Raw genomic sequence first — 15,674 nt, forward strand, 5'->3', positions numbered from 1 at the left:
CACGAATATACTGGTGAATGACCTCCAGTAAATCAGCATAATGTTTTTGGCAACGTATTAATATCGGTAGACAGTGTGGTCATTGATGACAATACCATTAAAATGGAGAGAATATTACATGAAGTATCCTACTTTATTTGGAGCATTAGCACTGAGTGTTTTCGTTAATGCCTACGCAGCAGGCGGTAATGGAGACTCCTCGACAGTGAGTTACTCCAATTCGCAATCTAACGTGAGCGCCACTAAGCCAAGTAATCAAAAAGCTGTCACGATCCACATGCTTGGTGACTCAACAATGACACACTATACGGATGCCCGTAGACCGCAAATGGGATGGGGTGAAGCGATGCCCCAATTCTTCAATTCAAACGTCACTGTTAAAAATTGGGCGCTTGGCGGACGTAGTTCGCGCAGTTTCTTTTATGAAGCCACGCGTTGGCCAGAGATCTTGCCTCAAATTCAGGCTGGTGATTATGTCATTATACAGTTTGGGCACAATGACCAAAAAACGGACGCTAGCTATGCCGCATACGGTACTTATGCATATTGTAGCGATGGAACAACCGATGGTGAGAAGTGTTCAGGCTCGCCGGATGCGATTGATCCGACAGTAGATAAATCAGAGCACTCGTACTACCAATACTTGAAAAGGTATATCACTGCGGTTAAAGCGAAAGGTGCATACCCTATTCTGATGACGCCGATTGTACGCAAATATTTTGCAGGCACGACGATCAAGCCAGAAGGCCTCCACAATGTGGGTGTCAAGAATGGTGAGATCTATGAACGTGGCAATTACCCAGCAGCGATGAAAAAGGTTGCTGCCAAATACAATGTGCCGATCGTCGACCTCACGACGGAAACCAAAACTATCGTAGAGGCTTACGGTGATGCGGCAGCCAAGGCAAATTTATATATTGCGGCGGATAGTACACACCCACAAATTCTGTTCGCCAATTTGATTGCCAAGCGCGCCGTCGAGGGAATGTCTAGGTTGGGAATCTTGAAGAATTACATGGTGTCTGTTACTTCGCTGATCGCTAGCCCGAACCCTCTTGCATGGGGTACGCGCTACACTGGGGTTGCGACGACGAAGGAGATGACGGTTTCCGCCTTCGATCTGAACCCTGATGTGGGCACGGTGACGGTTCAGTCTCCTTCTAAGAATTTTGAACTGTCGTTCGATCAAACGGCGTGGGGATCGTCACTCAACATTCCATACACGAATGGTTCTGTTACAAAAACCGTGTATGTCCGTTTCAAACCGTCCGATGCTGTAGATTACAACAAGGTAATTTCGTTTACTCTTGGGTCGTCTACCATCGGTTCTCTAGCCGTATCGGGCAAGGGAGTACCAGCGGGAGCAGGTCTTGATTCTTACGCGTCCTGGTTTAGCTCGGGTTCATCCCTAGCACCTGCCACAGATGGAATACTGACGGCAACGGATGCCACCGTAAGCAATCTAACGACCACAGCGGCCAAGGTGATGGCAGTCGATGGTCAAGATACGAGCGTAGTTCGCTATGTCGTGGATACCTGGACATCGCGTGACAATACAAAATATCTGCAATTCATGGCAACACCGACAGGCTCGTTGAACGCGAACAAAATATCGATGTATTACGCGACAAGCGGCGGTTCGACAGTGCAAGCCGATATGGAGTATTCGACCGATAACATCAAGTGGACGCGCCTTAATGGGAGCAAACCCTTGTCTTCAGCGAAAGATGTGATGACATACGTCGAGTATGACAACCTTGCTATCCAGGTCCCGTCAGGCAAATCCTTGTCTATCCGGATCTACCCGTGGAACACTGCGGGCACAGCGGGTAAATCCCTCGCGTTGTATGGCGTGAAGGTGGCAGGTAAAGTCTCTAAGTAAAAAACGTGATGAAAAGATCGTAGCCATGCGGCAATCTTTCAGATCGATGACAACGTCTAAAGCCCGCATATTTCGCGGGCTTTCTTCATGGTGTCTAGAGACTTCCAGCTAAGCTGGGGGGAGTTTAGGTATTGTTCCTTATAAGCGTTCTGGAAGCGTCTGATAACCATCACCGTGAACGTCCCATTGTTTCTCGCTTTCCATAAAAACGAAATACGCTGTGCCACGGGCTGTAAAAGACATGTGATATCGTTCAGTGAAAGTAACGGCGAGACGATGTTATTACTTTCTGAACCACGTGCCATTTTTCTCACCTTAGATTAATTGCTTGGCTTTCATAGCTCACCGCATGCGCTTCTGTCGGCGATGGAAGCTCCCATTTTGTCAGCATACCTTGCAGCGTTTTGTTGCTCAATGTGGTGTCCCGTTTGCTGTTGCGGCGCAGTAATTCTTGGCGTGGGCGCTCCAGATAAATAATCTCCACGTCTGCGCCGTAGGCGTAGCACAGATCCAACGTGCGGGTGCGCATTTGCTGGCTCAGGTGCGTGGCATTCCACACGAACGGTTCGTGCGTTCGCAGCAGTGAACGTGCTTTATCGGTCGCCCAGTGCACCGCTTTCCCTTCGTTTTCACCGTGTTTCAGCCCCAACTCGGTTCGCGCATCGTCGAAAGAAACCACGGGTAAATTAGGCCGATGCGTTCGCACCCAGGTGTCTTTTCCCGAAGCGGGTAAGCCGCACATGACGGTGACTTTCGAACCCGGCTCCTGAAACAGTGGATAATCTGGATGCACATCGGCACCGCGAAAATAGCTCAAGCGCGTATGGGCATCGACAAATGCTCTCGGCTGGCCGTAACAGCCTTCTTCCCGTGCCAGCTCGCGAAACAGCTCAATACTGTCGAGCACGCGTGCTTGATCCTAACAGATGCGCCCACGCATATCGGCTTCAGCCAGCGTTGCCAGCAGAGGGATGCTTAACTGCCACGATAATTCGCGAATCGTAAAGATCGGCGACACCCGACGCCGCTCATCCTCTAGGCAGTAAAACGGCACCTGATGCACCGCAATTAAGCGGCAAATCGCTTCCCGAATCGCAAACGGAACGCCGGCATCCCACAGCAGCACACGAGCGTCGATGGCGCCTTTGCGAGAATGCCCTGGCTGGCCAATCTGACCGGTTACCGGGTCAATCACCGTCGTGCGGTATTTTGCAACGTCATGTAGCAACGCGGCGAAAAACAAAATCTCCTGCTGCTCGCGTGTGGCAGTCTGGTAATCGGGAAGCTGCAAGAGCGACTCAATAACCATAATGGTGTGTGTCCAGACATCGCCTTCGCCGTGGTAACGCGGCTCCTGCGGCGTCTCCTTAGCGCGTTGAAGCACCGGAAACGCGTCCAGACAATCAGCAAAATCTGGCTGTGCGCCAGAGGGGGGGACCAATCCCCTAATGATATTCCAATCCATGATAATCATACTCCTGACTTATCGGGCATGGCGGCGGCGAGCGCGTCTAAAGAACGCAATGTATTCAGCCCCAGCATTTCCCAAGATACGGTTGGACAGGGTGCGTACAGATCAACGCCCTCAGCCAGTTGGTTCGGCAAAATCGGACGTCGGGAATGATGTGAGCCGCTGTCCAGAATGGTTTGGATGAAGTCATGGCGTACCAGCTTGTAGCGCGCCAGTACCTGTTCATCATCTTCCACCTTCAGATACAGGCCTTCCGAACGGTCCGATCTATCGGTTTGCTGCCAGCATAGCGCGAGCGGCAAGCCTTCACGTTGCACTGTGGATTCGAACGCAGTCTTCCAGCTCGGGCTTTTCGCCAACGAGCGGAACACCAGCTTCCACAGCAACGCCGGATTTGTTGGCATTTCTCCGGCGTAAAGTACCGGAACGGACAACACGGGCGAACCAGCAAGCATCGCGTGTCGGCGCGCCGTCGATAAAAAAATGCCGTCACGACGATCGTAAAGATCAAATTCGTGAAAGTAATGCGGCAGCCGATCATAAAACACGGAATGCTTGCTGTACGCCCATTCGCCGTACATCACGAAACGGTCTTCCAGTAGCTCAAGAAAACGCATTTCGTGCGCGGTGGCCCAGATCTTGAACTGGTTGAACTGCCGTTCCCGTGAACCGCCAACCAGATAATGGCCGCGCGACTGGAGCAGAAGTTCCGCCGTTTCATTGAAGGACACGCCGCTGTTCGCGCCGTCGATCTTTTCTTCGATCACGACGTAACGGCCTGCCAGCGCTTTCAGTGCAATTTGGTCCGACCCATCATCGCCGGACTGTAAACGCGAACCTTCCAGATGAGGGGTTCGCGGATATTTTAATAACGGTATTGAATCTAAATTCATATTTTTCGCCTGCTGCGTTATTGGCGCAGCCAGGCCCATCTACGGTAAAAAAGAGGGCCGACGAACGTGTTCTGGCGCGAGTCAATAGCTGGCCGCTGGCATTCCAGAGGTCAGAGTCGCGGGGAGGACGCGGGAGACTCGTTCTTTTCTCCACACAATCGCGGGGAAAGAAGGGAATTCGTACCGCAGCCAACGCTGGCGCAGACTGCGCCGAATCGAGGCTGCTCAATGCAGTCGTCGGCGGTTAGTGGGAGGCTGACGTACAGGGCACTTTGGGGCTCCAAATGACACATAGGGGTGAGTAAACGGCGCGATTCTAGCGAAGGAATCCTCCGACAACAAGTTTTTGTATAAAAAATGCTATGCTTTCCTGTAGTTGTAGAATGCGTTGTCGCGTGTAAACGTGGTAAAAAGGCCAGAGGTTATCGACGTTAGCGTGATAAGAATAGCGAATGGTGGGATAGGAAAATGCATACCATGAATAGCAGGGGAATATAATGAAAATCCGTGTAATAAAGAAAGGGATAGTGGGCCTGTTACTGGCACTGCCATTGTATGGTGTCGCAGAGACAACAGATCCAGATTTGTTTGCTGGCTACACCACGCAAGATCTTAACGCAGCATTACCCAACCAGCTAATCAACATGGTGCAGCGAAACAAAGTTCTTGATGTTCCCAACCATATGGTGCAAGCCGAGTATGTCGATACGACTACGGGTAATAAGGCATTAGTTTCACTGTTTATGTTACCGCCAAATAGCAAAGGAGCTATTCCGATTGCGTCTACGCCCGCTGATTTGGACGCAGTGATCGCCAGTACGGAGAAAGAGATGCTGCGTCAGCGCATCAAACCCGATCAGCGTGCGGGAAATGTTGATGAGGCAACACCTTTTCGCTGCCTACAAACGATCCTAAACAAGAAAGTCCTGCATTCGCTGTGTTCGACATTGATCAAAGGGCGTGTATTGGAAGTACAAGCCATCAATACGGTAGAAAATGTTAATGATACCGTTGAACTGAATAAAATCATCGGACAGCAGAATGAGTTCGTTATCGGGATGGGAAAAACGCTGCTGGCGCTGAAAAAATAATGCGCGAATTTCGCAAGCCAGCCGAAATTATGGTTGGATGGTTGATGACGATTCGCATTGGTGATTGTGTCGTCAATGCCCATACAATATGAAGTATGATGCGTGTAGTGACATGCCCGATTGACTCGGGCATGTGACCGTTATGCGCGCCAAAAGAAACGTGAAAAAAGAATTAGGATAGGGTAAATCTCCAAACGGCCCATTATCATCGCTGCACACATTAAATATTTAGCTTCATCTTTTAGTGTACCGAACGTTGAGGCCGTTTCACCAAACCCTAATCCCATATTGTTAATACATGCTGCGACGGTAGCGAACGATGTGAGTAAATCGTACCCCATCATATTCAGTATCCAGATGAAAAAGATGGTGAAAAGCATATAAAGGAAGAAGAAACTCCATACGGAATGCATAACACGGTCATTTACCGTACTACCACCGACTTTTATATTCATTAATGCGCGTGGGTGAGCCAGTTGATGTAATTCGTGACGACTTTGCTTCAGCAAAATCAAAAAACGTAATGTTTTAATTCCACCACATGTTGAACCAACGCAGCCACCAAAAAAACTCATAAATAACAAAAATACAATGGTGTGAATGGGCCAGTTTGCATAATCCGCTGTCGCCAAACCGTTATCCGTCATCATGGAACTGGCAAGGAAAAAGGCATGGATGAAACTATCAAACATGTCATACATCCCCGCGTGCCAAACTTGCCAAGTAGTGAGGAGGATTACAATACTCGCTACCAGCAGGAAAAAACGCAGCTCGGCGTTACGCTGAAAGGGCTTCAAGGTACGTTTGGTGATGGCGATATACCACAGGGTGAAGTTAAATGCGGAAAGTAACGAAAATGAACCCGCAACGAATTCAATCGCACGGTTGTTGTAAAAACCAATGCTTTCCGTTTGGGTCGAGAAACCACCTAGCGATACAGTCGATAAACCATGACATAAGGCGTCAAAAGCCGGCATTCCTGCAAGCATGTAAGAAAACGTGCAGGCTAATCCGAGTAATAAATAGGTTAACCAAAGACTGCGTGAGGTATCTGCCAGCCGAGGCGTCAATTTCTCTTCTTTAAATGGCCCTGGCATCTCAGACTGGTAAAGTTTTGCTCCACCAATACCTAATAAAGGAAGTACAGCAACGGCAAGGACAATAACCCCTAAACCACCAATAAAATTCAGTTGAGCGCGGTAATAAAGATAGGCATGTGGCAGTGAACGAACATCAGCAACAACCGTTGCCCCCGTTGTGGTGATGCCAGAAACACCCTCAAATAATGCATCGGCAAAGCTCAATCCCAGAGCGTCATCCTGCCACATAGGTATCGCGCTAATAAGAGAAAATAATATCCAAAACAGAACGATAATGATGAACCCATCTCGGGTCCGTAGTTGTATTCCTGCTCGACGGGTCAGAATCCAAGCGATACCGCCGAGAGAGAAAAAAGTAATGAATGTACTGAGGAAAACAAAGAAACTCTTCTCTTTGTTCAGTAACGCAATAACCATCGGTGGCAGCATGGAGAAACTGTATAGAAAAACTAAAAAACCACAGATATGTGTTACTACGCGAATTTGGGATGAGTTAATAGAATAATGATTTTTCAAATGAAAACTCCCAAATTTAAAACGAAAATCCACGCAACGGCGTGGATTTTGTGTAGATTGATGATCTTCATAAGATACGTCATGATCCCATGAGACAACAGAAGCGATTAGACGTTGAACAGGAAGTTCATGACGTCGCCATCTTTTACGATGTAGTCCTTGCCTTCTGAACGCATTTTCCCCGCTTCTTTCGCGCCTTGTTCACCTTTGTAGGTGATGAAATCTTCATAGGCGATAGTTTGTGCACGGATGAAGCCTTTCTCGAAGTCGGTGTGAATTTTACCCGCTGCCTGCGGGGCGGTGGCGCCGACAGGGATGGTCCATGCGCGAACTTCTTTCACGCCAGCGGTGAAGTAGGTTTGCAGGTTCAGCAGTTCATAGCCCGCGCGGATAACGCGGTTCAAACCCGGTTCTTCCAGACCTAACTCAGCCATAAACTCTTCGCGGTCAGCATCATCCAGTTCCGCGATATCTGACTCAACTGCGGCGCAGACGGCTACAACGACTGAACCTTCAGCGGCCGCGATTTCGCGCACTTTATCGAGGTACGGGTTATTTTCAAAACCATCTTCGTTGACGTTGGCGATGTACATGGTTGGCTTCAGCGTCAGGAAGCTCAGGTATTTGATGGCTGCTTTATCTTCATCGCTTAAATCCAGTGAGCGCAGCATCCCGGCGTTTTCCAACTGCGGTAAGCATTTCTCCAGCGCGGCCAGTTCAGCTTTCGCATCTTTATCGCCGCCCTTGGCTCTTTTCTGCACGCGATGAATGGCGCGTTCGCAGGTATCGAGGTCAGACAACGCCAACTCGGTGTTGATCACGTCGATGTCATCCGCTGGGTCAACTTTGTTGTTTACATGGATGATGTTGTCGTTTTCAAAGCAGCGGACAACGTGACCAATAGCTTCCGTTTCTCGGATGTTGGTCAGGAACTGGTTACCCAAGCCTTCACCTTTGGACGCGCCTTTTACCAGACCGGCGATATCAACAAATTCCATGGTGGTAGGGAGGATACGCTGCGGCTTAACGATTTCGGCCAGTTTGTCCAGACGTGGATCGGGCATCGGCACGACGCCGGTATTTGGCTCGATGGTACAAAACGGGAAGTTGGCCGCTTCGATGCCGGCTTTGGTCAACGCATTGAACAGAGTGGATTTACCGACGTTAGGCAGCCCAACGATACCGCATTTGAATCCCATGTTTATATCACCTTAAATAACTTATTAATCAGGCAATTACTATGTTTTGCCTGTCAGAATGGAAACATTTCGGCCGATTATACACGGAATGGCGATTTATCTCGATCTCCCATCCGCATTCTGACCAGTTTATGCCGGTTTGAAGGCATGCAAGCGGTTCATCGCCTTGATCATGTCTTCTTTCATCAGAATTTCTGTGCAGCGCACGGCTTCGTCAATGGCATCGTCGATCAACGTCTGCTCGCTTGTCGGCGGTTTACCCAGCACAAAGCCTGTCACTTTGTTTTTATCGCCCGGATGGCCGATACCAATACGTAAGCGATGGAAGTTTGGGTTGTTACCCAATTTGCTGATGATGTCTTTCAGCCCGTTATGGCCGCCGTGCCCGCCACCCAGTTTAAGTTTGGCAATCCCCGGTAATAAATCCAGTTCATCGTGGGCAACCAGGATTTCATCAGGCTGGATGCGATAGAAGGTGGCCATTGCCGCGACGGCTTTGCCACTCAAATTCATGAACGTGGTTGGGACCAGAAGGCGTACATCTTGCCCAGCCAGATTCAGACGGGACGTGTAACCAAAAAATTTGCTTTCTTCTTTCAGTGGCTGACGGTAAGCGTTCGCTAGACGATCGACAAACCAGGCGCCCGCATTATGGCGGGTGGCGGCATATTCAGCGCCAGGATTCGCCAGGCCGACAATTAATTTAATGCTGCTCACGGTATATTCCAGATTGCGTGCTTAAACTGACGCAGGGTAGCGTGATAAACGAAAGCGCTAGTTTACACACCGTATGCTGGATAGCAAAATCTCAGTGTTGGAATGTAAATATAATGTTATTTATTCAGTGATGTGATTATTCGGACTTTTGTCTATTCATTTGTTTCAACGTAAAAAAATACTCATCATTCCTTTTATCTGTGATCCTTCCCGCAATCATCCATGCACATTATTGTCTATAATTACATCAATAATAAGAAAGTCAGCGGTAATGGCACTCTGATTCATCCACAGAATTAATCTGGAGGTGGCAGATGAAACGTAAAAACGTGACAGTATTGGGTAACATGTTGATGGGGCTCGGTATGATTCTGATGATTGGCGGCATTGGCTTTTCCATCGCCAGCCAATTCCCTAAACTGAATGTCCCTGAATATATGACGTATGTTGATCTGGTCGGTATTTTCTCTGGTGCAATACTTTGGTTAGTGGGAGCACGTATTAGCGGGCGTGAGGAAGTCGCAGACCGTTATTGGTGGGTTAAACACTTTGATAAGCGTTGCCGCCGCCAACGTCACCCATAATCGTTAGCGCCATAGACGTTAATGAAAATTGAACATAAGAGCCGCTGTAGCTTCGCTATGGCGGTTTTTTGTTTTTTATAGCGATAGCGTTTTTTACAGTGATGAAAATAAGAAAGCCACCTTGTTACAGGTGGCTTCATCAGCGTTTGCGAGCGGTTACTCGGTCAGCCGCGATTAATGTTCAAACATCGCAGAAATAGATTCTTCGTTGCTGATACGACGAATTGCTTCGGCCAACATCCCAGACAGCGTTAACGTACGAACATTCGGCAGTGAACGAATGTTTTCCGCCAGCGGAATGGTATCGCAGACAATCACTTCATCAATGACAGAGTTCTTGATGTTCTCGTAAGCATTGCCTGAGAAGATCGGGTGTGTGGCATAAGCGAATACGCGTTTAGCACCACGTTCTTTCAGCGCTTCCGCCGCTTTACACAGCGTGCCGCCGGTGTCGATCATATCGTCAACCAGTACACAGTCACGGCCAGCGACGTCACCGATGATGTGCATCACCTGAGAAACGTTGGCACGTGGACGGCGCTTGTCGATGATCGCCATGTCGGTATCGTTCAGCAGTTTAGCGATGGCGCGAGCACGCACAACGCCACCGATATCAGGAGAAACCACAATCGGGTTTTCCAGATTCTGTTGCAGCATATCTTCCAGCAGGATCGGGCTACCGAATACGTTATCTACCGGAACATCGAAGAAACCCTGAATCTGCTCAGCGTGCAGATCAACGGTCAGAACACGGTCAACACCGACGCTGGACAGGAAGTCAGCAACGACTTTCGCGGTGATTGGCACACGTGCGGAACGCACACGACGGTCCTGGCGGGCATAGCCGAAGTAGGGGATAACAGCGGTAATACGTCCCGCGGAAGCGCGACGCAGAGCATCGACCATCACAACCAGTTCCATCAGGTTGTCATTGGTGGGTGCACAGGTGGACTGGATGATGAAAATATCACCACCGCGTACATTTTCATTGATTTGCACGCTGACTTCGCCATCGCTAAAACGACCGACAGCGGCGTCGCCAAGGCTAGTGTACAAACGGTTGGCAATACGTTGTGCTAGTTCCGGGATGGCGTTACCAGCAAAAAGCTTCATATCAGGCACGAGAAGAACCTCAGGCTTGCGTCCAGAGAAATATTGCGCCTGCCAGGCAGGGAGAACAACAGGCACAATATGCATACGGGTGTATGAATTAAGTTTGCTACAAACTGGCCGCATGGCAGCCGGTGTGTGGCAAAACCTAACGTTGCCCAGAAAGCGTACGTTGTAGCGGAGAGACGTTAACGCCTCGCGCGACGAAACCGTTTAGCCATTCCGGGGCCTGGTCAAGCACCTGACGGGCTGCGAACTCGGTGTCAAACTCTGCAAACACACAAGCCCCCGTTCCAGTCAGGCGCGCCGGGGCATATTCTAGCAGCCATGAAAGTAGCTGTTCAACCTCACGAAAACGTTTTCTTGCGATAGCTTCACAATCATTGACGAAGGTCTGGTTTAATAAAGTTTCTAAATCACGAACTGGCGAATTCCGCGTCAACTCAGGATCACTGAAAATCAACGGTGTGGCGATACTCACGCCAGGGTGAGCGACCAGATACCATTTTTCTGGTGGATTCGCAGGGGTTAGCTGTTCACCAATGCCTTCGGCAAAGGCGGAATGTCCACGAACAAACACGGGAACATCTGCACCCAATTGCAGCCCCAGTTCGGCCAACGTATCCACGCTCAGCCCGCTTTGCCACAAATGGTTAAGGGCGACCAAGACGGTTGCTGCGTTGGATGAGCCTCCGCCCAGTCCACCTCCCATTGGCAGGCATTTGTCGATACTGATATCTGCACCGAACCGAGCAGGACGAAGATCATGGCCTTCGCAGTGCTGCTGTAATAAGCGTGCGGCGCGGACGATCAGGTTTTGCTCATTCTCTACGCCATCCACGGGGGTAAGCAGGTTAATCTGGTCGTCATCACGTGGCCTAATCGTCAGGGTGTCACCGTAATCCAGAAATTGGAATAGCGTTTGCAGCAGGTGATACCCGTCTTTTCTCTGACCGGTAATATAAAGAAATAGATTCAGTTTGGCGGGGGCAGGCCATGTCTCGATAACCGTCGGTTGCATCGCTTATTTAACCATCCAGTTATTCATTTTCAGCTTAATATGCTGTTCACCCTGAACCAGTTCCAGACTGGTTGGGAGCGGAGGCGTCAGCTCGGTGTTATAACTCTGATAGCTGACATTCCAGTTTTGACTACCCTGACGATAGGTGATGGTTTTCAGCAGATAGCGTTCATCCAACGTGAATTCGGTCGCATCGCCTGGAATACCGAGAATCCACTGGCGCAGATTGTTCAGCGGAATAGCCATGCCAGTGAGTTGCTGAATCATGTATTCGGCATCTTTCCCCACGTAACGCTTACCCTGATTGTCGGTGATTTGCACGCCGTCAGGCTGAGCACGCAGTTCTAATTCGGTGCTGCCGAGCGGATTGGTCAGCAGCAGTCGATAACGCTGCGGCGGTGTGTCCTGCCAGAAGAAATTGGCTGATACTCTTTTACTATCGGAGATATAGGCAAAAGCGCCGCGTGTCTGATATTGGCTGAGCTGCTGGACCTTTTGCTGATGCTGTTGCCACTCTGGCGAGGTAGGGCTTTTACCCGTTTGGGTCGGTTGATTAATGCTACAGGCGGCAAGCAATACGCTGGCTAAAGGCAGTAAACGCAGGCATCGGACGGTTCTGGTTGGCATATCGGTCGTATCCTGTAAATGAAAGAAGTCCATGAAATACGTCACGCTAACGGGCTTACCGCTCAGCGTCAATGATTGTTATTCGTTAATCGCGTTTATTGTTTTTTGTCAAAAAGTGACTACCTCAGACGAGGTGTATCGCGTGCTGTCGCTTTTCTTGCTCTTCTGCATCAAGTAGAATGCGACTCAGACGAAATCCATACTAAGACCGGTATTACTCAGAAACAGCCTAATGACCCTGCTTGCGCTTGGTATTAATCACAAAACCGCACCAGTTTCTCTGCGTGAACGCGTTGTGTTCTCGCCAGATAAATTAGGCGTGGCCCTCGACAGTCTGCTACAGCAACCGCTGGTGCAGGGCGGCGTTGTGCTGTCTACCTGCAATCGTACGGAACTCTATCTTAGTGTTGACGGACAGGAAAATCAGCGTGAACAATTGATTCGCTGGTTGTGTGAATACCATCAATTGCACCCAGAAGAGGTCAACGGCAGTCTGTACTGGCATCAGGATAACGCCGCCGTTAGCCATTTGATGCGCGTAGCCAGCGGTCTGGATTCGCTGGTGTTAGGTGAACCACAGATTTTGGGACAGGTGAAGAAAGCGTTTGCCGAATCACAACGGGGTCATTCCCTGTCCAGCGAACTGGAACGGTTGTTCCAGAAGTCTTTTACCGTTGCCAAGCGCGTTCGTACGGAAACAGATATCGGTGCCAGCGCCGTGTCGGTGGCATTTGCCGCCTGTACGCTGGCGCGGCAGATCTTTGAATCACTGGCGGATGTTACGGTGCTGCTGGTTGGTGCCGGAGAAACCATTGAACTGGTCGCACGCTATCTTCGTGAGCACAATGTACAGAAAATGGTGATCGCAAACCGAACCCGTGAACGCGCGCAGGCGCTGGCGACGGAAGTGGGCGCAGAGGTCATCACGTTAGCTGAACTGGATGAACAACTCGTTCAGACCGACATTGTGATCAGTTCAACGGCCAGTACGCTGCCGATTATCGGAAAAGGGATGATGGAACGGACGCTGAAGGCGAGACGGAATCAGCCAATGTTGATGGTGGATATTGCAGTTCCGCGTGATATTGAGCCGGAAGTCGGCAAATTACCGAACGTTTATCTCTACAGCGTGGACGATCTGCACGCGATTATTCAGCATAACCTCGCGCAACGCAAAGCGGCTGCGGTGCAGGCTGAATCCATCGTGCAGCAGGAAAGCTCCGATTTCATGGCCTGGCTGCGTGCGCAGTCTGCGGTGGAGACTATTCGCGATTATCGCGCTCAGGCCGATGAGCTGCGTGCGGAAATGACGGCCAAGGCGCTGGCTGCCATCCAACAAGGCAATGACGTTGAAGCGGTGATTCAGGAACTGACGCACCGTTTAACTAACCGCCTGATTCACGCGCCGACTAAATCCCTTCAGCAAGCCGCTCGTGACGGCGACCAAAATCGGTTACAAATTTTACGTGACAGCCTTGGGCTGGACTAGCATTCATCTCTACTATTTATTTCTACTACAGGATTTAACCGCCCGCATGAAGCCTTCTATTGTTGCTAAACTGGAAGCGTTACAAGAACGCCATGAAGAAGTCCAGGCGTTACTCGGTGAGCCCAGCGTCATCGCTGATATGGATCGTTTTCGCGCGTTGTCGCGAGAATATGCTCAGCTCACTGATATTACTCGCTGTTTCCAGCAATGGCAGCAGGCGCAAGAGGATCAACAGACCGCAGAAATGATGCTGGACGATCCTGAAATGCGCGATATGGCGCAGGAAGAATTGAAAGAGGGTAAAGCGACCATTGAAGCGCTGGAGCAACAGCTCCAGGTGCTGTTGTTGCCGAAAGATCCCGATGATGAGCGCGGCTGTTTTCTGGAAGTGCGTGCGGGGACAGGCGGCGACGAAGCCGCGATTTTTGCCGGCGATCTGTTTCGCATGTACAGCCGGTATGCCGAATCACGCCGCTGGCGCGTTGAGGTGATGAGCGCCAGCGATGGCGAACATGGCGGTTATAAAGAAGTTATCGCTAAAATCTCTGGCGACGGCGTGTACGGTCAACTCAAGTTCGAATCCGGTGGCCATCGCGTGCAGCGTGTTCCTGCCACGGAGTCTCAAGGGCGTATCCATACCTCGGCCTGTACGGTCGCCGTGATGGCGGAAGTACCGGAAGCGGAACTGCCGGACATCAACCCGGCGGATTTGCGTATTGACACCTTCCGTTCTTCTGGCGCGGGCGGCCAGCACGTTAACACCACCGATTCCGCCATCCGTATTACTCACTTGCCAACCGGTATTGTCGTGGAATGTCAGGACGAGCGTTCACAGCATAAAAACAAAGCCAAAGCGCTGTCTGTGCTGGGGGCGCGTATTCGTGCGGCAGAAGTGCAGAAACGTCAGCAGGAAGAAGCGTCAACTCGACGTAACCTGCTTGGCAGCGGCGATCGCTCTGACCGCATCCGTACCTACAATTTCCCGCAGGGAAGGGTGACCGATCATCGCATTAACCTGACGCTTTACCGTCTGGATGAAGTCATGGAAGGGAAACTGGATACGCTGATTCAGCCCGTTGTGCAGGAATACCAGGCCGATCAGCTTGCTGCGCTGTCCGAGCAGGAATAATGACCTATCAGGATTGGTTACTCTCTGCCGCAACTCAGCTTGCGGCGGGAGAAAGCCCGAAACGAGATGCGGAGATTTTGCTGGGTTTTGTAACTGGCAAGCCCCGCACGTTCCTGCTGGCGTTTGGTGAAACTGAGCTGAACGCGGTTGAACAGCAGAAATTAGCTGAATTGTTGGCGCGTCGTGAACAGGGCGAACCTATCGCTTATTTGATCGGCGAGCGTGAGTTCTGGTCACTGCCGCTGGCTGTGTCGCCCGCTACGCTGATTCCCCGCCCCGATACCGAGTGCCTGGTCGAACAGGCGCTGCTGCGCCTGCCTCAAACGCCGTGTGCCGTACTGGATTTGGGTACTGGAACTGGAGCGATTGCGCTGGCTCTGGCCAGTGAGCGGCGCGATTGCAGGGTGACGGGTGTTGATGTTCAACCAGACGCTGTCGCGTTAGCGACGAAAAATGCCCGGCAATTGGGGCTCAACAATGCCTGTTTCTTGTCAGGAAGCTGGTATTCACCGCTTGATCAAACGCGCTTTGCGCTCATCGCCAGTAATCCACCGTATATCGATGCGGATGATGTGCACTTGTCGCAGGGCGATGTTCGTTTTGAGCCGGCCAGCGCGTTGATTGCCGCCGACAACGGGTTGGCGGATTTACGCACCATCATTGAATCTGCCCCGCATTATTTAGAGAACGGTGGCTGGTTACTGCTGGAACATGGCTGGCAACAGGCTGAGGCAGTGCGTCAGCTTTTGCAGGCACGCGGATTCACGCAAATAGAAACCTGTCAGGACTACGGTGGCAATGACCGCGTGTCATTAGGACGCTGGTTGGATATCCCAACGCATTAG

General features: G+C 50.5%; 13 protein-coding genes and 1 pseudogene. 6 read left to right on the forward strand and 8 right to left on the reverse strand.

Annotated features, from left to right (window positions below; all coding sequences use genetic code 11):
- Window positions 1-118 precede the first annotated feature (118 nt).
- On the forward strand, window positions 119-1,882 hold the full coding sequence (locus tag H0247_RS01555; RefSeq protein ID WP_180740942.1) for a rhamnogalacturonan acetylesterase: 1,764 nt from the start codon (window positions 119-121) through the stop codon (window positions 1,880-1,882).
- Window positions 1,883-2,192: 310 nt separating this feature from the next.
- On the opposite strand, the pseudogene H0247_RS19970 reads toward H0247_RS01555, so the two are convergent.
- Together H0247_RS19970 and H0247_RS01565 are read right to left on the reverse strand one after the other, a co-directional pair.
- A pseudogene (locus H0247_RS19970) lies at window positions 2,193-3,356 on the reverse strand (AAA family ATPase).
- Window positions 3,353-4,246, reverse strand: a complete 894-nt coding sequence (locus H0247_RS01565; RefSeq protein ID WP_180740943.1) for an RNA ligase family protein — start codon at window positions 4,244-4,246, stop codon at window positions 3,353-3,355. The pseudogene H0247_RS19970 and the gene H0247_RS01565 overlap by 4 nt, the downstream one beginning before the upstream one ends.
- A gap of 497 nt (window positions 4,247-4,743) precedes the next feature.
- Between H0247_RS01565 and H0247_RS01570 the strand changes: the two genes are divergently transcribed.
- Window positions 4,744-5,337 (forward strand): hypothetical protein, encoded by a 594-nt coding sequence (locus tag H0247_RS01570; protein WP_180740944.1) that lies wholly within the window; start codon window positions 4,744-4,746, stop codon window positions 5,335-5,337.
- 140 nt (window positions 5,338-5,477) lie between these two features.
- Here H0247_RS01570 and H0247_RS01575 read toward each other — a convergent pair whose 3' ends face one another.
- The 3 genes from H0247_RS01575 to pth form a co-directional block, all read right to left on the reverse strand.
- Entirely contained in the window at window positions 5,478-6,935 is a 1,458-nt protein-coding gene (locus H0247_RS01575; protein WP_180741426.1) for a TrkH family potassium uptake protein, read from the reverse strand.
- A 125-nt stretch (window positions 6,936-7,060) separates the two neighbouring features.
- Complete coding sequence (ychF, locus tag H0247_RS01580; protein WP_015840351.1) at window positions 7,061-8,152, reverse strand: redox-regulated ATPase YchF; 1,092 nt, start codon at window positions 8,150-8,152, stop codon at window positions 7,061-7,063.
- Window positions 8,153-8,281: 129 nt separating this feature from the next.
- On the reverse strand, window positions 8,282-8,869 hold the full coding sequence (pth, locus tag H0247_RS01585) for an aminoacyl-tRNA hydrolase (protein WP_180740945.1): 588 nt from the start codon (window positions 8,867-8,869) through the stop codon (window positions 8,282-8,284).
- Between the two features lie 314 nt (window positions 8,870-9,183).
- On the opposite strand from pth, the gene ychH reads away from it, so the two are divergent.
- Window positions 9,184-9,453, forward strand: a complete 270-nt coding sequence (gene ychH / locus H0247_RS01590) for a stress-induced protein YchH (RefSeq protein WP_180740946.1) — start codon at window positions 9,184-9,186, stop codon at window positions 9,451-9,453.
- A 174-nt stretch (window positions 9,454-9,627) separates the two neighbouring features.
- On the opposite strand, the gene prs is transcribed toward ychH, so the two are convergent.
- From prs to lolB, 3 genes are all read right to left on the reverse strand, one after another.
- The gene (gene prs / locus H0247_RS01595; RefSeq protein ID WP_010274915.1) at window positions 9,628-10,575 is read right to left on the reverse strand and encodes a ribose-phosphate diphosphokinase; all 948 of its coding nucleotides are present in this window, start codon (window positions 10,573-10,575) and stop codon (window positions 9,628-9,630) included.
- A 136-nt stretch (window positions 10,576-10,711) separates the two neighbouring features.
- Window positions 10,712-11,584 carry a 4-(cytidine 5'-diphospho)-2-C-methyl-D-erythritol kinase gene (gene ispE, locus H0247_RS01600; protein WP_180740947.1) on the reverse strand — a complete coding sequence of 291 codons (873 nt, stop codon included), beginning with the start codon at window positions 11,582-11,584 and terminating at the stop codon, window positions 10,712-10,714.
- Window positions 11,585-11,587: 3 nt separating this feature from the next.
- Window positions 11,588-12,211 (reverse strand): lipoprotein insertase outer membrane protein LolB, encoded by a 624-nt coding sequence (lolB, locus tag H0247_RS01605; protein ID WP_180740948.1) that lies wholly within the window; start codon window positions 12,209-12,211, stop codon window positions 11,588-11,590.
- A gap of 232 nt (window positions 12,212-12,443) precedes the next feature.
- Between lolB and hemA the strand changes: the two genes are divergently transcribed.
- From hemA to prmC, 3 genes are read left to right on the forward strand one after another with little or no spacing between them, the layout of a single operon-like run.
- The gene (hemA, locus tag H0247_RS01610) at window positions 12,444-13,700 is read left to right on the forward strand and encodes a glutamyl-tRNA reductase (RefSeq protein ID WP_180740949.1); all 1,257 of its coding nucleotides are present in this window, start codon (window positions 12,444-12,446) and stop codon (window positions 13,698-13,700) included.
- A 46-nt stretch (window positions 13,701-13,746) separates the two neighbouring features.
- Window positions 13,747-14,829 (forward strand): peptide chain release factor 1, encoded by a 1,083-nt coding sequence (prfA, locus tag H0247_RS01615; RefSeq protein WP_015840345.1) that lies wholly within the window; start codon window positions 13,747-13,749, stop codon window positions 14,827-14,829.
- Window positions 14,829-15,674, forward strand: coding sequence for a peptide chain release factor N(5)-glutamine methyltransferase (gene prmC, locus H0247_RS01620; protein WP_180740950.1), 846 nt, complete (start codon window positions 14,829-14,831; stop codon window positions 15,672-15,674). Before prfA ends, prmC begins: the two co-directional genes overlap by 1 nt.

Source organism: Pectobacterium sp. CFBP8739 (assembly GCF_013449375.1).
Classification (GTDB): domain Bacteria; phylum Pseudomonadota; class Gammaproteobacteria; order Enterobacterales; family Enterobacteriaceae; genus Pectobacterium.